Source organism: Bacillus sp. N1(2025) (assembly GCF_053470005.1).
In genome coordinates this window covers 75,889-93,237 of the sequence record NZ_JBLTJB010000010.1, presented here as the reverse complement: position 1 = coordinate 93,237, position 17,349 = coordinate 75,889, and the positions used below count along the sequence as shown (strand labels likewise).

General features: G+C 43.6%; 20 protein-coding genes, 1 pseudogene and 1 riboswitch. Of the genes and pseudogenes, 8 read left to right on the top strand and 13 right to left on the bottom strand.

What is annotated here, in order from left to right; genetic code table 11:
• Nucleotides 1-20: 20 nt before the first annotated feature.
• Nucleotides 21-1,487 carry an FGGY-family carbohydrate kinase gene (locus ACNFN4_RS18490; protein ID WP_448200374.1) on the bottom strand — a complete coding sequence of 489 codons (1,467 nt, stop codon included), beginning with the start codon at nucleotides 1,485-1,487 and terminating at the stop codon, nucleotides 21-23.
• Nucleotides 1,480-2,496, bottom strand: a complete 1,017-nt coding sequence (locus tag ACNFN4_RS18485) for a 2-hydroxyacid dehydrogenase (protein WP_021494178.1) — start codon at nucleotides 2,494-2,496, stop codon at nucleotides 1,480-1,482. The genes ACNFN4_RS18490 and ACNFN4_RS18485 overlap by 8 nt, the downstream gene beginning before the upstream one ends.
• Nucleotides 2,497-2,617: 121 nt before the next feature.
• Nucleotides 2,618-2,710: riboswitch (SAM riboswitch) on the bottom strand.
• A 147-nt stretch (nucleotides 2,711-2,857) separates the two neighbouring features.
• On the opposite strand from ACNFN4_RS18485, the gene ACNFN4_RS18480 reads away from it, so the two are divergent.
• Together ACNFN4_RS18480 and ACNFN4_RS18475 are read left to right on the top strand one after the other, a co-directional pair.
• A complete protein-coding gene (locus tag ACNFN4_RS18480) occupies nucleotides 2,858-4,966 on the top strand; it encodes a molybdopterin oxidoreductase family protein (RefSeq protein ID WP_021494179.1) in 2,109 nt (702 codons plus the stop codon).
• 24 nt (nucleotides 4,967-4,990) lie between these two features.
• Nucleotides 4,991-5,275, top strand: a complete 285-nt coding sequence (locus tag ACNFN4_RS18475; protein WP_014418096.1) for a hypothetical protein — start codon at nucleotides 4,991-4,993, stop codon at nucleotides 5,273-5,275.
• A gap of 43 nt (nucleotides 5,276-5,318) precedes the next feature.
• On the opposite strand, the gene ACNFN4_RS18470 is transcribed toward ACNFN4_RS18475, so the two are convergent.
• On the bottom strand, nucleotides 5,319-5,543 hold the full coding sequence (locus tag ACNFN4_RS18470; RefSeq protein WP_031304185.1) for a hypothetical protein: 225 nt from the start codon (nucleotides 5,541-5,543) through the stop codon (nucleotides 5,319-5,321).
• A 199-nt stretch (nucleotides 5,544-5,742) separates the two neighbouring features.
• On the opposite strand from ACNFN4_RS18470, the gene ACNFN4_RS18465 reads away from it, so the two are divergent.
• Nucleotides 5,743-6,321 (top strand): MarR family winged helix-turn-helix transcriptional regulator, encoded by a 579-nt coding sequence (locus tag ACNFN4_RS18465; protein ID WP_448200373.1) that lies wholly within the window; start codon nucleotides 5,743-5,745, stop codon nucleotides 6,319-6,321.
• Nucleotides 6,314-6,604, top strand: coding sequence for a hypothetical protein (locus ACNFN4_RS18460; protein WP_448200372.1), 291 nt, complete (start codon nucleotides 6,314-6,316; stop codon nucleotides 6,602-6,604). Before ACNFN4_RS18465 ends, ACNFN4_RS18460 begins: the two co-directional genes overlap by 8 nt.
• Before the next feature lie 31 nt (nucleotides 6,605-6,635).
• Here ACNFN4_RS18460 and ACNFN4_RS18455 read toward each other — a convergent pair whose 3' ends face one another.
• From ACNFN4_RS18455 to ACNFN4_RS18430, 6 genes and pseudogenes are all read right to left on the bottom strand, one after another.
• A complete protein-coding gene (locus ACNFN4_RS18455) occupies nucleotides 6,636-7,094 on the bottom strand; it encodes an SMI1/KNR4 family protein (protein ID WP_014418100.1) in 459 nt (152 codons plus the stop codon).
• 14 nt (nucleotides 7,095-7,108) lie between these two features.
• Nucleotides 7,109-8,911, bottom strand: a pseudogene (locus tag ACNFN4_RS18450) (T7SS effector LXG polymorphic toxin).
• A 330-nt stretch (nucleotides 8,912-9,241) separates the two neighbouring features.
• On the bottom strand, nucleotides 9,242-9,574 hold the full coding sequence (gene csaA / locus ACNFN4_RS18445) for a chaperone CsaA (RefSeq protein WP_007611940.1): 333 nt from the start codon (nucleotides 9,572-9,574) through the stop codon (nucleotides 9,242-9,244).
• Nucleotides 9,575-9,642: 68 nt separating this feature from the next.
• Nucleotides 9,643-10,353 (bottom strand): AraC family transcriptional regulator, encoded by a 711-nt coding sequence (locus tag ACNFN4_RS18440; RefSeq protein ID WP_025649764.1) that lies wholly within the window; start codon nucleotides 10,351-10,353, stop codon nucleotides 9,643-9,645.
• A 52-nt stretch (nucleotides 10,354-10,405) separates the two neighbouring features.
• Nucleotides 10,406-10,972, bottom strand: a complete 567-nt coding sequence (locus tag ACNFN4_RS18435) for a TetR/AcrR family transcriptional regulator (RefSeq protein WP_448200371.1) — start codon at nucleotides 10,970-10,972, stop codon at nucleotides 10,406-10,408.
• Nucleotides 10,972-11,691, bottom strand: a complete 720-nt coding sequence (locus tag ACNFN4_RS18430; protein ID WP_020955928.1) for an MBL fold metallo-hydrolase — start codon at nucleotides 11,689-11,691, stop codon at nucleotides 10,972-10,974. The genes ACNFN4_RS18435 and ACNFN4_RS18430 overlap by 1 nt, the downstream gene beginning before the upstream one ends.
• Nucleotides 11,692-11,915: 224 nt before the next feature.
• Here ACNFN4_RS18430 and ACNFN4_RS18425 point away from each other — a divergent pair, with 224 nt between their 5' ends.
• Nucleotides 11,916-12,437: a kinase gene (locus tag ACNFN4_RS18425; protein WP_429774175.1), complete on the top strand. Its 522-nt coding sequence runs from the start codon at nucleotides 11,916-11,918 to the stop codon at nucleotides 12,435-12,437.
• Between the two features lie 29 nt (nucleotides 12,438-12,466).
• Here the strand turns inward: ACNFN4_RS18425 and czrA are convergent, their stop codons facing one another.
• Nucleotides 12,467-12,799, bottom strand: a complete 333-nt coding sequence (gene czrA, locus ACNFN4_RS18420; RefSeq protein ID WP_007407993.1) for a Zn(II)-responsive metalloregulatory transcriptional repressor CzrA — start codon at nucleotides 12,797-12,799, stop codon at nucleotides 12,467-12,469.
• Between the two features lie 191 nt (nucleotides 12,800-12,990).
• Between czrA and ACNFN4_RS18415 the strand changes: the two genes are divergently transcribed.
• Nucleotides 12,991-13,656, top strand: coding sequence for a lysozyme family protein (locus ACNFN4_RS18415; protein WP_017417956.1), 666 nt, complete (start codon nucleotides 12,991-12,993; stop codon nucleotides 13,654-13,656).
• A gap of 64 nt (nucleotides 13,657-13,720) precedes the next feature.
• On the opposite strand, the gene ACNFN4_RS18410 is transcribed toward ACNFN4_RS18415, so the two are convergent.
• Together ACNFN4_RS18410 and ACNFN4_RS18405 are read right to left on the bottom strand one after the other, a co-directional pair.
• Entirely contained in the window at nucleotides 13,721-14,257 is a 537-nt protein-coding gene (locus ACNFN4_RS18410) for a DUF420 domain-containing protein (protein WP_007611945.1), read from the bottom strand.
• A 144-nt stretch (nucleotides 14,258-14,401) separates the two neighbouring features.
• A complete protein-coding gene (locus ACNFN4_RS18405) occupies nucleotides 14,402-15,184 on the bottom strand; it encodes a VLRF1 family aeRF1-type release factor (protein ID WP_017417957.1) in 783 nt (260 codons plus the stop codon).
• A 188-nt stretch (nucleotides 15,185-15,372) separates the two neighbouring features.
• On the opposite strand from ACNFN4_RS18405, the gene ACNFN4_RS18400 reads away from it, so the two are divergent.
• Both ACNFN4_RS18400 and ACNFN4_RS18395 read left to right on the top strand, forming a co-directional pair.
• Nucleotides 15,373-15,876: an N-acetyltransferase gene (locus ACNFN4_RS18400; RefSeq protein ID WP_014305189.1), complete on the top strand. Its 504-nt coding sequence runs from the start codon at nucleotides 15,373-15,375 to the stop codon at nucleotides 15,874-15,876.
• Nucleotides 15,877-15,941: 65 nt separating this feature from the next.
• The gene (locus ACNFN4_RS18395) at nucleotides 15,942-16,919 is read left to right on the top strand and encodes a S66 family peptidase (protein WP_280145170.1); all 978 of its coding nucleotides are present in this window, start codon (nucleotides 15,942-15,944) and stop codon (nucleotides 16,917-16,919) included.
• Between the two features lie 31 nt (nucleotides 16,920-16,950).
• Here the strand turns inward: ACNFN4_RS18395 and ACNFN4_RS18390 are convergent, their stop codons facing one another.
• On the bottom strand, nucleotides 16,951-17,343 hold the full coding sequence (locus ACNFN4_RS18390; protein ID WP_448200383.1) for a hypothetical protein: 393 nt from the start codon (nucleotides 17,341-17,343) through the stop codon (nucleotides 16,951-16,953).
• Nucleotides 17,344-17,349 lie beyond the last annotated feature (6 nt).

The following is a 17,349-nucleotide window of genomic DNA, read 5'->3' as shown; positions in this document are numbered from 1 at the left end:
TGTTGTCATCTCATCCCCAATCAGGCTTTCACCGCCGGCTGAAAATGAGTAAATAATTTTTGCGTATATTTCCATTCTTCATATAGGAAGAGATCCGTCTGATCCGCTTCCGGCTCAATTACCTTCGTGCGGCTCGAAAGCTCTGCTTTCACACCGAGAGCTTCGTTGCAAATCATCGCCGCTCCCATTGCGGATGCCTGGCTGAACCCCTCTCTCTTATAGATTTTCTTTTGGAGAAGGTTAGCAAGAAACTGCGTCAAAGCATCACTTTGGAAACCGCCGCCGCACACCTTCACATAATCTTGTGAAAAGGAAGCCACCTCTGTTAACGCCTCATAGTTCCATTTGATTGAAAAAGCGATTTCCAGCAGTGCGGCTTTGACAAAATGGGCTCTGCTTAAGTTTTGGGACAGCGGGGCGTCAAAAATAAATCCGCCTTTTGCCAGTGCGTTTTTCTCTGGCGATAAATAGGAGCCTAACGCAGAAATACAAGCATGATCATGTTTCGGCAGACTTGCGATTTCCCGTTCCATGACGCCGTAGGATTCATTCGGATAAAAAATGGATTTTAATTTTTGATAATTGAGTCCTGTTACACCCGGATTCGTTTCAAAGAGCCATTGACCTTCTTCTGTATGGCAATTCAGCCATGCATTCTTTAAACTTTCAGTTCCGGTCTCAGCTGTTATCTTTATAATCGGCGTCGTCGTGCCGGATACGATGACGATATCTCCCGGCTTTGCATCTGCACTTTTGATGGCAAGCTGTGTGTCTCCCCCGCCTGCAATCACAGGCACTCTTTCAGAAAGACCGAGAACCGCCGTTTTCTTAAACGTTAACATTCCGACAACCGTCCCAGATCGGACGAGTGAAGGAAGAATGGCAGAAGGCACACCGAAGATGTTGCATAATGTCTCTGACCACGCCTTTTTCCTTACGTCAAACAGCAGTGTTTCAGCAGCCTGTGACGGTTCATAGCTTAAAATACCGCTCAGCTCAAATGTCACCCAGTCACTGATGCTTGTGATGTACTTCACTTCTTTCCATAAAGACGGCTGTCTAGCTTTTAATCCGACAAGTTTCATGGCGGAAAATAAAGCGCTCGGAAGACGTCCGGTTTGCTGATGCACTTCTTCTTTTGCCTCAATCCCGTCTTTCCATTCACGGCCTCTGTTATCAATGTTGGGCAGACCGAGAAATGCCTTTTTATCTTTATTGATCAGAACAATTCCCTGCCTCTGGCTTGTTGAGGTGATTCCGATTAATGTAATATGAGGGCTTTTGGCAATAACCTTCCTTGCCATAGCGCTGATTTGCGTCCATAGCCCTTCCGGTGAGAAATATCGTCCGTCCGGATAAAGCGGATCCGTCACATATTCAATGTCTTCCCTTTCAAGCGCGGTCACTTCACCGCCGGCTGTCACGACCGCGACTCGCGCATTCCCCGTTCCGATGTCAAATACAAGGTAGCCTTTTTGTTCAGCCATTACAGCCTCCTCCTTCCGTTTCAAGTTCTCTTTTGTTATAAAGTTCACGTATTGAGCAGGTTTGGTCATGTTTCCATTTGAAAAGCGCTCCATTTAAAATCATCACATGATGATCTTCCACTTCAAATGTTGCACCCGCTAAATGGGGAGTCGCTAACACATTCGGCAAAGAGATCAATTCATAATCAGAAGATTCAGGCGGCTCGTGATAAAACACGTCAAGGATCGCTCCCTTAATCCGCCGTTCTTTCAGCACCCGCAGCAGCTCTTCCCTGTCTGTAACCGCCGCTCTTGACGTATTGACAAAAACAGCTCCCTGTTTCATCAATTGAAAGTGCCGGGCGCCGATAAGGCCGATGGTTTCTTCTGTGCGCGGCAAGTGAACGGAAACAATATCACTTTCAGAAAATACCCGTTCAATCGTCGTTTTTTCATACTCCCGGTTTTCATGACGGACAAATGGGTCATAGTAAAGCACCTTGCAGTCAAAAGCGGCCAATAGCCGGGCGATTCTCTGTCCGACAGCTCCGAAACCGATAAGGCCGACTGTTTTCCCCGTCAGCTCATTTCCTCTGAATTTGACGTAAGCCTGCAAATAATCACCATTCCACTTCCCGTCCTTCAGCCACTGATGGGAAGAATACGTATGACGCAAAAATGAAATCACATTTCCGATAAACATTTCAGCAACAGCCTGGGCATTGCGGGCCGGTGTAAAGAAAACGGGGATTTTTCTTTTAGTCGCCGCCGCAATATTCACATTAGACGGCATTCCTCGGCAGACACCGATAAAAGCGGTATCGGGCAATATGTCAATAACACGCTCAGACACCTCATCAAGTTCAGTAATAAGCCCCGACGCGTTTGTCTCTTGAATCATTCGGATCAATTCATCTTCCCGATAGGCCCGGCCGTGCTTCTTCCACGGCCGGTGCACAGTCCGGCCGAACAGCTCAGTCAGCTCCTTCAGCCCCTCGTCGTGATATGGTGCGGTAATTAAAACCGTCATGGTGCAAAACATCCTTTTCACATAAATTTTTTCATAAAAAAATCTCTTTCCCCAAAGAAGGAAAGAGATTCATATACCGTCTTTATGCGCTTGAAGCGCACAAATATGTATAGATCATCCTTTCCTATCTTTCAAGCATACGCTTGCTGGAATTGGCACAATAAATGTTGCCGAGGTTTCGTAGGGCCAGTCCCTCCACCTCTCTGGATAGAAAATAAAATGATGAAATTGTCAGGCTGTTTAAAAGAATAAACTCATCATAGAAAAGTCTTTCCGTGATGTCAACACTTTTTTTCTGAATTGACGTTCGATTTTGAAATGTTATAATGCTTACAATATAAACAAAGAGGAGAAATGGGCTATGAATTCTGCTGCAACACAGCCGAACGGGGTCTTTAAGTCGGTATGCTCACTAGACTGTCCCGATCAATGCGGCTTGCTTGTGACAAAAAAAGACGGAAAAATCGTTAACATTCAGGGAGACCCCGATCACCCGGTCACATCAGGGAATATTTGCAACAAAGTCAGACACATGGCTGAGCGTATTTATGATGAGAAGCGCGTAACCGTTCCGTTAAAACGGATCGGTAAAAAAGGTGAAGCCGCGTTTGCGCCTATTTCCTGGGAGGAAGCGATCAATACGATCAGTGCGCGCTGGAAAGAGCTTATTGCCGAAGAAGGAGAGGAAAGCATTCTTCCGTACAGCTTTTACGGCAATATGGGAAAACTGGCGGCAGAGGGAATGGACCGCCGTTTTTTCCATCGTCTCGGAGCGAGTCATCTCGAACGGACGATCTGCAGCAAAGCCGGTTCTGAAGGCTATAACTATACAATGGGTGAAGGAGCGGGTACTGATCCGGAGGAGACCATACATGCAAAGCTCTTTATTTTTTGGGGGATCAATGCCGTCAGCACGAATATGCATCAAGTCATGATTGCTCAAAAAGCCCGGAAAAAAGGAGCTAAAATTGTCGTTATCGATGTACATAAGAACCAAACCGGCCGGCTTGCCGATTGGTTTATTTCCATTCGCCCCGGCACAGATGCCGCACTCGCCCTCGGTATCATGCATGTCTTATTCGACGAAAACCTTCACGATGAAGCATTTCTCACAGAATACACCGAAGGCAGTGACGAATTAAAAGCGCATGTTAAACACTATGATCCGGAAACGGTTTCTGCTATTACAGGCGTTAAAGCCGACGATATCAGACGTCTTGCGAGAATGTACGGGGAAACCTCCCCTTCCCTTATCAGGATCGGAAACGGCATTCAGCACCATGACAACGGCGGAATGATCGTCCGCACCGTCGCCTGCCTTCCGGCTGTTACAGGACAGTGGCTCAACACCGGAGGAGGCGCAATCAAGCACAACAGCGCGGTATTAAACTATAACAGACAAGCGCTCCAGCGGCCTGATCTGCTTTACGGCAGGAAGCCGCGATCATTTAATATGAACAGGCTCGGAAGCGTTCTTTTAGAAACAAAACCGCCCGTACGCTCCCTGTTTATTTACGGTACGAATCCTGCAGTGGTTGCGCCGGAAGCGAATAAAGTCAGAAAAGGCCTGCTGCGGGAGGATTTATTTACAGTCGTTCACGATCTATTTTTAACGGAAACCGCCAAATATGCGGATATCGTGCTCCCTGCTGCATCCGCATTTGAAAACACAGATTTTTACACGTCTTACTGGCATCATTTTATTCAGCTGCAAAAACCGGTGATCGAACCCTACGGGGACAGCAAATCGAATACGGAAGTGTTCCGTTTGCTTGCCGGAGCAATGGGATTTACCGAGCAGGAGCTTCAGGATTCCGATGAAGAGTTGATCAGACAGGCGCTGGACTTTCCCGACAATCCGTATATCGAGGATATTGATTACGAAGCGCTCTCACGCCATTCCTTCATGAAAGCCAAACGGAAAAAACCGCTTTTTCCGGGAAAGCTCAAGACACCGAGCGGAAGAATTGAATTATATTCGGAAAAGATGAAACAGGACGGTTATCCGGCGCTGCCGACACACATCCCTCTTGAGAGCGATGATGATTTTCCGCTTTTATTTGTCCCGGGACCGAATCATAATTTTTTAAATTCAACATTTTCGAATAATGAAAAACACGTAAAATTAGAAAAAGCGCCAAAGCTTTTTATTCATACAGAGGATGCTGTACGCCGGAACATAGAAGACGGGGAAACCGTTAGAGTTTGGAATCACCGCGGCGAGTGTGAATTAACCGCTTCGGTCGGCGAACAGGTGCTTCCCGGCGTTGCAGTCAGCCAAGGTCTTTGGGCCGATATGGATGATAAAAAACAGCTTGTCAACTCGCTCACGCCCGATCGGCTGGCGGATATGGGCGGAGGCGCTGTTTTCTTCTCCGGAAAGGTGCAGGTGGAAAAGCTCAGCAATAAACGCCGGGCGGTTTTGATGAAGGCTGAATCCTTTCAGCCGGCTTCACCGTATAAAAAGTGATAACGTTTATTGGAGGTTTGCTGTATGGATATCATTACCGGCATCGGAATCGCTTTAGCCGGATATTTCATCGGAGACGGATTGAAAAACTTTAAATCACCTGATCCTCATGAACACACTGACCACATTCTCATTAAAGAAAAAGATCTGCACTTCTATATTGGTTATTATTTAGGAGTTACGAAGGAAGAAGCAAAACAAATCGTGCCCGACACCTCTGACATTCCGCATATCACGAGAAACGGAAAGCGGTATGTGCAGAAGAATACATTAAGAGAATGGCTGACTTCTATGCTGGAAAAAGAATAACAGCTGCCATGAAAAGCGGGAAGAGTTTTTCTCTTCCCGTTCATCAAGATACGCCGCCCTGCCTCTCTTCAACCCCAAACATACGAAGGATATCGTTCTTACTTAACGAAACCTCCCCTTCTTTAGATTTCAAATAAAACCCTTTCTTATATAACCGTATGACTTCCTCATATGTAAGCTCATGACGAAGGAGCGCCATTAAACGCCCGTCTTTTTCATCCTGTTTATTGAACCATTCATACTGTTCTGACCAGTTCACTTTCTGCATGTCAAACACCTTCTCACTTTGGATTAATGCCCTTTTCGCATTTATTATACTTATTTCCCCTTTTGTAAACACTCCGACTGCCTGTGACATTTTTGAAAACAGCCGCACCCGCTACTATTAGTCACCACGTTGACTTATTTTCTATTTCGATGTATATTGTAATTGTCAACATGGTGACAATTCAGATAGGAGATACCTTATGGATATTAATTTACTAATGAAGGAACTGCATGTTATGCAACAAAGTTACGCATCATTATTTTCGGTTGTCAATAAAGTGCAGGCTCGGGGGGACGAATACTTAGAACTGTTGACTTCCCGACAGCACATGACTCTTATTGCTATTGCCCATTTACCGACGGAAGATACCACACTTATGAATATCGCTAAAAAGCTGGGCACAACAAAACAAACCGCTAACAAATTAATTTCAAGCCTCGCGAAAAAAGGATATGTTCACACTGTGCCAAGCAAACTGGATAAACGTGCAATCAATATTGAGATTACCGCTGAAGGAAAAAAAGCGTTAATTTCCTGTTCAGAAAAATCCACCTATTTTTTAGCGGATATGTTTCATGACTTCACAACTGATGAAATTGAAACATTCTGGAGGCTATTGCAAAAACTTTATCGTTTTGATGGTGAAGAAGAGGATGGTTTTGAAGAAAAAGCACATTTGAAAGTTGAAGATCAGGCACAATTCATCTCAGATGACTATGAAGAAAAAATCATGGCTGAATTTTCAAAACGGCGATATGGGAGTGCGGACGATGAATAATATGCTTTATCGAAAAGTAAAAGAAACAGAGGATAAGATGAAGGAAAAATGCTATGAGCTGAAAGATAAAATTGATCAATTTATTTCTCATGCTAAATATAAAATTCATTGCAAACGTAAACTGGACCGAGCCGGCAATTATATATCAATTGCCATTGGACTCTTTATCCTAACTGCCTCATGGCTGACCGCAACACAATGGCTGCTTTGGATAGGCGCGGCGAGTATTTTGAGTAATGCCTGTTTGCTCATTATAAAGCCTGTTAAAAAATTGAAAACCTAAAAAAAGCTCTCTAAAAGAGAGCTTTCTTTTATTAATCGTCCCAGTCTTCATCTTCTTCCCAGTCATCTTTCGCTTCCTGAATCTTATTATAAAAAAATTCGATAAAGCTTTCTGCAGCGATATCTTGATAGCCAATTATCCTATCCCATTCCACTACAGGGCATTCTCCGTCTTTCATTTTATTCGTATCTAGACAGTAAGCAAAGAAATCAACATCTTCTATGACAACAAGACCATCAGCAAGTCCATAATGTTGTTTATATTCTTTGGTTTTATCTGCAACTGACGCATGATCGAAGTTATAGCCTAAAACTAAAACCCCGAATAAACCACCAGCACCGTATTTTTCTAAGAACCATTTATAGCTAATAGGAAGTTCGCATTGGAGGATTTCTTCAATGCGAGTTATGTTTTCATGGCTTGCACCCTCTGTGAATATAGCATTTTGCTTGTTTTCATTAATAAAGTTTTCAACCTTTGAATAAATCATTTAATTTAAACACCTCAATTCTCATTCTCAAATTGTTTCGCTCTCCACTTCCAATATCTCTTTCGAAAGCTTTCATATTGTGCTTTTAAAACTTTATCATTTCTAAAACTTTCACCATCAGTCTTAAGCTTATGAATAACATCACTATATTTTGTATGTAAACTGTTTGGGATTTCAAGCATTGGGCCAGGTTCTTCTTGAATCAAGTGATGTAAATTAATCTGTGTGCCATCTTTTGCATAAGGAGCATTACCGTTTTTCATAAGCTGAAGATTTGTTACGCCAAATTCTGTTTTTTGGTTCATATCAATATCTTTCATAGTATACACTCTGCGGCTTATGTCTTTAACTTTTCCCTTTGCTTTTACCTTGCCCTTAACCTCAAAGGCATCATACTTTTCTTTATTTAACCAAGGAAGGTTTATTTCTTGACCAGTAAACGGCTTTCTCGTTCCATCCGGGATTTTCTTTGCATTGGTCAAAAGTTCATTTTAAAGGTTTTGGCTGTCAACCACATTGTATGGTACGTTATCAGCCAGAGCAAGATCATACTTAGAGTTATAAGGAAGCAAATCTGAAATCTTAATGTCCTTAATTTTCTGACCTGCCTGTCCTGCCTTGTTTATGACCTTCCCCGCCGCATCAGCTTTGTTAACGGCTCCTGCGCCTTTCGTTCCGACGACAGCCACAGCCACTGAACCGACCGCATATGTCACCCATCTTGATCTGGAATACGCATCTCCATTTACCATATCTTTTTGATACGATTCCTCAATTGCTGCTGAAACAGCATCATATGTTTTAACAGGATGAAGTACTGCATTCCCCAGTGCTGACAGCGTTTCCCCCGGATCGGTTATGAAGTCCCATAGACCGGTTACCGTGTCTTTCCCGACATCATATAAACCAACGCCGGCTCCTTTTAAAATATCCCAAGTCACTTCTCCGGCTTCTTCCAGCTGTTTTGCTTGTTCAAGCTGCGTCACATACTGCCGCTGGGAAGATTCAAGGTTTTCATAGCCGATCTTCTTAGCAATTTCCAAATATTCATCCGGATCGGTCACACCGTCGGCGAGCTTTTTCTTGAGATCCTTGATTTCCCGCTCTTTCGCTTCTTCCTTCTTAATCGTCAGATAAGCGTCTGAGTGTCTTGTAATCTCGCCTTTTTTCTTATGTATGTCACTTTCTCTGTACGCCTTGGCGTTATAGTGAAGTGGTGTTGCATTTTTCCCTTTACCTGTAGCATTTTGGAGCTGCTGAAAGTCAGCCTGAATGAAATGTTCATTTGCCTCGGTTTCTGCGTATTCTTTCGTTAGATCGTGATCAAGCTTTCCGAGCTTATGTATGATCTCATCCCGTTTTTTATCTGCTGACTCAAGCTTTTGATCGACATCCTCTGTCGAGAAAACATCAAGATGGACAATATCGCTTATCTCGTTAAGAATATCCCTCATTTCATTTCGTTGCTCCTGCATGATGGCTTTTGATTGATTCTTCGCATGAATCAACTCATGTTCTAAAAATGACTCTTCCACAAACGAATCGGCTAATCCGGCATCAGCTACTTTTCCTGAAATACTGTTAAGAAATGCGATTTTCATGTCGATCAGATCAAGCCAGCTGTCAGTAACGCCGGCGTGGTCTTGGAAAAAGGCTTTAATGTTGTCAGCGCCTTTACCTGAAAACTCACTGTCATCCAAGTCAGCCATTCCCTGAAACGCTTTTCTGAGATTGATAAATTGTTCTCTAATCTGATCGTATTCTTTTGCTCGTTTCTCCGCTGCTGAAATGAACGAGGATGCTTCAAATACTTTCATTTACGTCTCCTTTCCGCTTCTTTCTGTCTAAATTTTACCATAGGATATAAGATTAGATGAATCTCTTGCATTTGTCGAACTGCTTTATTTAAGATCATAAAATTTCGAACAAAACCTTACACGAAGGAATCTGGGATCGGCAAAACAAAGCCAGATATAACATATGTTAAAAAATCTCTTGCATTTCCACACCCGCCATGCTATATTAATATAGCGATGAGCTGAATTGTGTAAGCCGATGCACATGCCCTTGCGGCACACACGAATGTGGCGTGTGGTGTATCGCCTCAATACGCAAAAGACGTTTGCTTCTGCAAACGTCTTTTTTTATTATCCGATTTTCGTTCCATTCGGTACTGTCTGCTCTGGCGTAAGCAGGACAACATCTCCTTTTTCCGGGATGCCGCCGAGAACGAGAACTTCTGACTTAAATCCGGCGATCCGCCGCGGCGGAAAGTTGACAATAGCGGTAACCTGTCTGCCCGTCAGATCACCCGGTTCGTACCGTTTTGTAATCTGAGCGCTTGATTGTTTCATGCCGATCTCTTCGCCGAAATCTATTGTCATCTTAATGGCCGGCACCTTTGCTTCCGGGAATACTTCCGCTTTTACGACCGTTCCTATTCTAAGATCAAGCTTGATAAAATCTTCGATGACTGCCATATCAAAAACTCCTTTTTTACAATCATGATACCAAAAAAAGAAGCAGTTTATTTAACCGATTTTCAGGATTATTTATCAGATTGAAAGGTGTTTCGGAAGACGCGCGGCGTTATTCCCTTATGTCTGACAAACCATCTGGTAAAGGACGACAAATTTTGAAAGCCGACCTCCTGACTGATGTCTGTCAGCCGGCATTTTGTTTCAATAAGCATTTGTTCCGCTTTCTTCATACGGAGCTCAGCAATATAAGCTTGCGGGCTTTTTCCCGTCTGCTTTTTAAACCAGTCGGAATAATACGCCGGGTGGTAATGTTCCATTGCGGCAAGCTCTTTAATTGTAAAAGTCTTTGAGAGATTTCGGCGGATATACGCAATTGAATTATTCGTACGGTTTTCTTGTATCTTTTCAGCAATATATTCTGCAAGCAGACTCAATGAATGAGCCGACTGCTGCTTTGTCTCTTCTGTCAGCAGAAACCGAATCGATGTCCAAAAAGGATCAAGCTTATTCAGAACGCCGGGGTCAAAGGAACCTTTGAAAAAATATGCCGGTATGTCGAGAACGAGACATTCATTTCGCTCCAAAGAACGGAACCGATGTTCATGCCCGGGCGGAATATACAGCATTTGATCAGGTTTTAATCTGATTTCACGTCTTTCTGTCTCCAGGTCCAGCTGTCCTTCGAGCGGAAAGAGCATTTGGCAGTATGTGTGTGCATGAGAATCAAAAATATGTGAATAGGTGCGCCGCTCACAAATGATATGTTGTAACGAATCCATTTGTCCCTCCTTTTTACATGATGCGTCTTTTTATTTAGTTTACATAATAATATTATTGTTCACTCGACTGCAAACCTCTTAGGAACGCAACAACTGCAAACTTCCGGCTTTCCTTAATTGATTCGGTTAATTCAAATGCACTCTGTTTTCTCAACACGGCAAATCCGTGAAGAAGGCTCCTCAGTCCTCTCGCAGCATGAATCGCAGTGTCAGACTGTGCATAACCGTTCGCTGTCAGCTGCCTGACAACAAGCTCTACAAGCAGGTTTGACAGATTCTCAATCCGGCCGTCTTTTATCTTTTGAAATGTTGCGTCATATAATCCGGAATTGGCTTCTGCGAAATTGATATAGGCATCGGCAAGAGCGAGCAAAGCCGTTTCACCCGTCAGTCCTTCTGCAGAGGCCGCCATTTTTTCATATAACATAGTTAAACCGGAGACAGCCAGCTCTGTTTTAATTCCTTGAAGGCCATTGACAAAATTGTAAAGGGAAGGCGGTTTTACGTTTAAGGACTTTGCAACAGCCGCAAGCGTCACTTCGTTCAGCCCTTTTTCGTCAGCGATGCCTGCTGCGGCTCTCAATATCATGTCAAGGCTCATTCCGACTCTCGGTGACATTATGATCGGCCTCCCGGCAGGCTTCGTTCGGCTTCCTCAACAGCCTCAGCCATCATTTCAACGGGATTGCAGAGAACATTTCCATGTCCGGCGGCCAGACTGCTTGGTTGATGAGCGATAAGCGTTCTTGCTGTTTTTACAGCTTCTTCTTTATTCCACGTAGCAAAAGCCGGAAACGGAAATTTCCATTTCAGCTTCCCTGAAACAGCAAGGCCGCCCCGTACTTGAAAGGCATCTCCGACGATCAGCATATCATTTCTCATATCTTTAAAAGCGAGGCTTCCCGGCGTATGACCGGGAGCGGGAATGACAAGTAAAGATCCGATCCGCTCGCCGCCTTTCAGCAGGCGATCAGGTTCGGTCTGAACATTTTTCGGCACTCCCCCCTTTATCGGCGTTTGTGCTTCATGCTCAAATAATGAAGTGTCACCTTTCAGCAAGAAAGAATCCCGCTCAGAAATACAGACGGAAGCATCCGGAAATTCCGCAGCTAATGAGTCAAGCGAACCGATGTGATCCCCGTGCGCGTGGGTGAGTAATATGTCATTCAGCGGCTTCCCAAGCTGCCGCAATGCTTGCTTGATTCCTTTATGACTGTTAGGCAGTCCGGCGTCAATCAGGGTTACTCCTTCTTCTTCTTCAACCAAATAACAATTCACCGGAAAAAGCGCTGGAAAAAAAGTCAGCTGCCAAACGGTTCCGTATTGTAAGATTCTCATCAACATCCCCCTAAAACTAATATCATTAGTTTTATTATAACTAATGCTGTTAGTTTATCAAGAGTTTTCTGTTTAAATCCTGAAAAAGGCGCGGGCGCTTCTCTTATGCAAAAAAAAGAAACGCGCATACTGTGATAAAAGATGCTTTCAGCCTGCGAATAAATCAGACTACTAAAACCAGCCGGATAAGCATACACTACTCAACGGAGGGGGAGTTCCACACCATGCATATCACACTTCAAAGCATCTGCCCTGTCTTAATGATTGCCATTTTTCTGTATAAAAAGGTGAAACGGTCCGTCGGCTTTCAGCCTTTGAAACCCCGCTGGCTTTATACCAGAATGATTTTGTTTTCATTGCTGGCCGCAGCTCTGGCGTTTTTCAGCATCACACACCCGGCTTTATACGGCCATCTTATATTCGGCACTTTTTGCGGCTGGCTTCTGGTCCTGTTTGCCAAACGGAACATTTCTTTTGAAGAACGCCGCGGAAAAATGTATTTTCGCACTCACCTATGGATTGAACTTATTCTATTAACGTTATTCCTATCGAGATTTGTTTATCGCGTTATTGAAATTTACCGGGTCACAGCGGACTTTACCCATCCGGAGGCATACAGCCAAACGGTCGGGGCCGATCCGCTGACCATCAGTATCTTTTATTTCATCGCAGTGTATTACAGCGGCTTCTCTTTTTATGTTTTAAAAACGAGCAGAGACCAAACCAATAACAGTCAGTACGGCTGACATCCCTGTCTAAAAAGCAGGGATGTTTTTTAATCGTGCCGCGTATGGTGAATCATTTGCTGAAGCACATCTAACACATGTTCATCCTCAGGAGAATAATAGATGGATGTTCCTTCTCTGCGTGATTTGACGAGGCGCAGATTTTTAAGAAAACGCAGCTGATGAGAAACGGTAGACTGCAGCAAATTCAGCTTTTCTGCGATATCATTTACCGCGTGCTCACCCTGTGACAGCAAATGGAGAATTCTGATTCTGGTCGGATCAGACAGCGCCTTAAAAGTCTGGGCAACCAAAAATAAAGTTTCCTCATCTAAATCGACAGCGGGGTCATTCGTGTTTCCGGATTCGTGAAATTCAGTCATATACCTCACCCTTCTTTTCTCAAGTAGCCCAATTATACCAAATGTCAATTGATGCAGATACATCCTGCGCCTGACAAAAGAACCGTTATTTTAAATTTATGTTTCAAATACGGGTTTCCGCTTGGTTTCGCGCATTCATCTGTGTCATAATGAAAAAGTCATAATGCTCCTGAAATTGAGGGTGAAACACAGTGGAGAAAAAGAAAAAAGGCTGTTTCGCTGCCGCGGGTCTTATGATGATATGTGTTTTTGTCATGGTTTCCTTCTTCCTCATTCTGTTATTTTCAAATAATGAATTGCTCAAAAGTCTTCCGTTTGATGTCAAACCGATCGTCCTTGAACGGCTGACAGATTACAAACCGCTTGTTGAAGACGAGCTGGATGAAAAAGGACTCACCAAATATACATCGCTTGTACTCGGCATGATATATCAGGAGTCAAAAGGAAGAGGAAATGATCCCATGCAGTCTTCAGAATCTCTGGGTTTAAAGCGAAATGAGATTAAAAACCCTCAAACCAGTATCAAACAGGGAATCAAACAATTCACTCTCATGTACCAAACAGGCAAGAAAAAAGGCGTAGACTTGGATACGATTATACAAAGCTACAACATGGGAGCCGGCTATATTGATTTTGTGGCTGAACATGGAGGATCACATACTGAGGAACTGGCAAAACAATACTCCGAGCAGCAGGTCAAAAAGAATCCGAAACTTTACACTTGCGGAGGGAACAAAGACAATTTCCGTTATCCCTACTGCTATGGTGATTACACGTACGCAGAAAAAGTAAAAGCAAAAACAAAAACCGTTGAACAATCCTTAAATGTAACAACACTTGAAACGCTTGAAGAGTAAAAGGCGCCCTGATGAGGCGCCTTTTTCAATCAATAGAAAAAAGCCGCGCAGAGCACGGCTTTTTTTAATAATACGGCGATATCATTAAGTATACAATGACACCCGTCAGACTGACATACAGCCAGAGCGGCATCGTCCATCTGGCGATTTTTTTGTGGCGCTCCACCTGCATACTGAATCCTCTGATCAGCGTAAACAGCGCAAGCGGCACGATGATGAAGGAAAGGCAAATATGCGTAATTAAAATAAAGAAGTAAATCCCGCGCATGATGCCGTGGCCGCCGAATAAAGTATTCTCAGCTATCGAGTGGTACACGACATAGCAGATCAAAAACAGCAAAGTCGTCGTAAACGCCGCTAAAATAAAACGTTTATGCGCTTGAATGTTTTTTTGCTTAATCATAAAGAGCGCTGCCAGCAAAAAGATAAAAGTAAAGCTGTTAAAAATGGCATTTAACATCGGCAGAATATGAATATTAGCAATGCTGACCTGTCCCGATTTCGGCATAAAAAACAGTACCGCAATTAACCCGTTGATCAGAACGGTCAATGTCAGCACGATACCGGTATAACTTTTAGGTTTGTTTTCTGTCTGATTCATCTTATGACCTCTCTCAATTTTACTGACTATCCAAATGGTATGAGAATTCAGCTTTGATGTCAACGGTTTCGTCCGCTTCGTCAGAAATTAGACAAACTTAAGCCCTAAAAAGACCGGGTGTTTGAGACCCGGCCTTTCGTCATATTATGCTTCCTTCAACAGTTCTTCTATCACCTTATGCTCGTTTTCATTCAACAGATTTTTTGGAATGATCCGATCTATCGGTTTATTCATATGCTGATCGAGAATATCGGCTGTTTCTTTGTCCCCTGCGATTACGAGACGCTCCCATTGGTGTGAAGCGGCCTTTTGATCAAGGTTTGAAGCCAATCGTTTATACAGCCTGTTTTGGTTTTCTTCGACGTGGGCTTTGGCGGCGTCTTCGTCCATTGAGGCGGAGCTTCCGCTTACATCCTGCGGTTTCCACGATTCATTGATGACGTCGTATTGATAATGCTCCACCCCTTCAATTTTTCCGAGTACGGTTTCTATAATCTTCACTTCATTCTGCTGGGTGAGAATAAAAGCCGTGCTCGGAAATTGTTCACGGAGAAGTTCTAATTGATCAAGGACAGCCGTTTCTTCCCAATAAAATCGTGTTTCGACAGGCACCTGCAATTCAATCGTCTCCCAAATACCGCCTTCTCCCGATGCAAAAAATACGAGACTTCGCGGCATCTCTTTACCAAGCCCATCGATATATTGATAGACACGTTCCATGATGCGGACGAGAGATTTTTCTTCTTCCGGATCACTGGCAGACAGATACTCTTTTAATCTCCGAAAACCGGTTTTCAAGGCGATTTTCCACTCTCCCCCCTGCTGATCCGGATTTCTCATATCCGTATTTACATATAAGGAAAGCATTTTATCAGGAGATTCCGTCATTACGTACTTCAATTTGCCGATGAGTGAGTCAATTGCCATTATAGATTCCTCCTTTTTCCGCTGCTCACTGTTCCTTTCCCTATCCGCACCGCCTTAAAAACGTCAATCCACATATAAACGGCAGACTTTTCTAAAAAAGTTTTTGCAAAACCCATTTACAAACCAAGACATCATTTACTACAATGGATACTTGTGTTTAACTAAGACTTTTACGCTGTGAAAGGAGTATGATTTTGTTTACTGCAGAAGAAAGAGATCAGAAAGAGCTGGAAAAAGAGCTTCATAAACTTGAATTTCAGATTTTCAGAATGCGGGAAAATCTGATAGATGTATCAAAAGACGCGCGAGTGCTTGGTATTGATCAATCGAACAATGACGATTGGATCATTGTTTCCTCGATTGATGATGGCCAAACATGTAAGATTATGCTGACTGATTGTGAGTCAGCATACCGGGGAAGAGGCTGTTTTTCACTGATCGCCTCTTATTATGACAATGCCATTCATATCGGGGACATTAAAGGCCCGCCGAACCACGGCTACGGCTCGATCTGCATGAAATTTTTAAAACATATCGCCAGAGAGCAGAATATCCCGAAAGTGACGGGCGACATCGCTAAGCGTGATTGGGATCATGTCGACAGACTCGTTCATTTTTATGAAAAGCATCAATTTGATGTCTGGATTGACAATGATACGCAATCAGGCGGCATTAAATGGGTCGACTTGTAAAAAAATAATAGAGAAACCCTCTTTTATATGGTGTAATAGATTAAACCATATAAGGAGGGTTTTTTTTGTATCCGGAAAAATTGAAAAAAGGTGACGGCATTCGTATTGTGTCTCCGGCCACAAGCATGTCCGTTATGTCAGATGAAAATATAAATGCCGCAAAGTCAAAATTGGAGGAGCTCGGCTTTCGTGTCTCTTTTTCAGAGCATGCGAAAGAAATAAATGAATTTGATTCATCATCCATTGAATCGCGTGTACAGGATCTGCACGAAGCTTTCGCTGATCCTGACATCAAAGCGATTTTGACGACACTCGGCGGGTTCCAATCAAATCAGCTGCTTCGCTATCTTGATTATGAAAACATCAAGCGGCATCCGAAAATCCTTTGCGGCTATTCAGATATTACCGCTCTCGGCCATGCCATATATCAAAAAACCGGCCTTATTACATATTCCGGTCCCCATTTTTCTTCATTTGCCATGAAAAAAGGGCTGGACTATACGATTAACTCTTTCTTGGCCTGCTGTGCTTCTGACAACCCGTATGAGATAAAGCCTTCATCCGAGTGGAGTGATGATAAATGGTATTTGAACCAGGAGGACAGACGTTTTTATCGGAATCCGGGACCGCTCGTTATTCAACCCGGATATGCGGAAGGAACACTGATCGGAGGAAATCTATGCACGCTGAATCTTCTGCAGGGCACGGAATACTTTCCGGAGATGGAACAAGTGATTCTGTTTATAGAAGATGATCATATGTCGGACGTTCATATGTTTGACCGGGATTTGCAGTCACTCATCCACCTTCCCGCTTTTTCAGCTGTGAAGGGAATTGTCATCGGACGTTTCCAGCATGCTTCAAATGTGTCTGAGGAGGCTCTGCGTGCCGTCATCCGTACAAAAGAAGAACTGTCATCCATGCCTGTTATCGCAAATGCTGATTTCGGCCATACCTCCCCTTTGATGACATTCCCGATCGGAGGAACAAGCAGGATAGAAGCCGGCTCAGAAGGCGTAAGGATATGGATCGATCGGCATTAATACATAAAGACGGGAAAACCGCCCCGTCTTTTTATTTTGACGCCTTATGTCGCCGCGTGCGCGGAGCGATCATAATTCGTCCGCCAGCCGCTGCCGTCACCCATACGGAAGCTCCTTCATAAAAACGGCTGATCTCTTCATTATATACGGCATGTGTCAGTTCACGTTTATCATGCGTTCCGTCTTGGTTTTTTACGTTTAAAATAAGCACAAGCTCGTGCCTGCCATTCTTCATCACACCAGTACGTCTCACCTTTTCAATAACGGCTGGCCTTCCTCTCCCTCTGTCAAGCGCCTGAAACAGCCTGACAGCCGGCATAGACAGTCCGATAACGATCACAACGGCCAAAGCGGTACAGATACATGCTTGAAACACCGGTGATTCTGTGAAGGCATTCCATAAACATATAAATTCCGGCTCCATCAGATT

Coding starts and splice junctions, on each gene's coding strand:
- ACNFN4_RS18490 (WP_448200374.1), bottom strand. CDS start 1,487: ATGGCTGAACAAAAAGGCTACCTTGTATTTGACATCGGAACGGGGAAT.
- ACNFN4_RS18485 (WP_021494178.1), bottom strand. CDS start 2,496: ATGACGGTTTTAATTACCGCACCATATCACGACGAGGGGCTGAAGGAG.
- ACNFN4_RS18480 (WP_021494179.1), top strand. CDS start 2,858: ATGAATTCTGCTGCAACACAGCCGAACGGGGTCTTTAAGTCGGTATGC.
- ACNFN4_RS18475 (WP_014418096.1), top strand. CDS start 4,991: ATGGATATCATTACCGGCATCGGAATCGCTTTAGCCGGATATTTCATC.
- ACNFN4_RS18470 (WP_031304185.1), bottom strand. CDS start 5,543: ATGCAGAAAGTGAACTGGTCAGAACAGTATGAATGGTTCAATAAACAG.
- ACNFN4_RS18465 (WP_448200373.1), top strand. CDS start 5,743: ATGGATATTAATTTACTAATGAAGGAACTGCATGTTATGCAACAAAGT.
- ACNFN4_RS18460 (WP_448200372.1), top strand. CDS start 6,314: ATGAATAATATGCTTTATCGAAAAGTAAAAGAAACAGAGGATAAGATG.
- ACNFN4_RS18455 (WP_014418100.1), bottom strand. CDS start 7,094: ATGATTTATTCAAAGGTTGAAAACTTTATTAATGAAAACAAGCAAAAT.
- csaA (WP_007611940.1), bottom strand. CDS start 9,574: ATGGCAGTCATCGAAGATTTTATCAAGCTTGATCTTAGAATAGGAACG.
- ACNFN4_RS18440 (WP_025649764.1), bottom strand. CDS start 10,353: ATGGATTCGTTACAACATATCATTTGTGAGCGGCGCACCTATTCACAT.
- ACNFN4_RS18435 (WP_448200371.1), bottom strand. CDS start 10,972: ATGTCACCGAGAGTCGGAATGAGCCTTGACATGATATTGAGAGCCGCA.
- ACNFN4_RS18430 (WP_020955928.1), bottom strand. CDS start 11,691: ATGAGAATCTTACAATACGGAACCGTTTGGCAGCTGACTTTTTTTCCA.
- ACNFN4_RS18425 (WP_429774175.1), top strand. CDS start 11,916: ATGCATATCACACTTCAAAGCATCTGCCCTGTCTTAATGATTGCCATT.
- czrA (WP_007407993.1), bottom strand. CDS start 12,799: ATGACTGAATTTCACGAATCCGGAAACACGAATGACCCCGCTGTCGAT.
- ACNFN4_RS18410 (WP_007611945.1), bottom strand. CDS start 14,257: ATGAATCAGACAGAAAACAAACCTAAAAGTTATACCGGTATCGTGCTG.
- ACNFN4_RS18405 (WP_017417957.1), bottom strand. CDS start 15,184: ATGGCAATTGACTCACTCATCGGCAAATTGAAGTACGTAATGACGGAA.
- ACNFN4_RS18400 (WP_014305189.1), top strand. CDS start 15,373: ATGATTTTGTTTACTGCAGAAGAAAGAGATCAGAAAGAGCTGGAAAAA.
- ACNFN4_RS18390 (WP_448200383.1), bottom strand. CDS start 17,343: ATGGAGCCGGAATTTATATGTTTATGGAATGCCTTCACAGAATCACCG.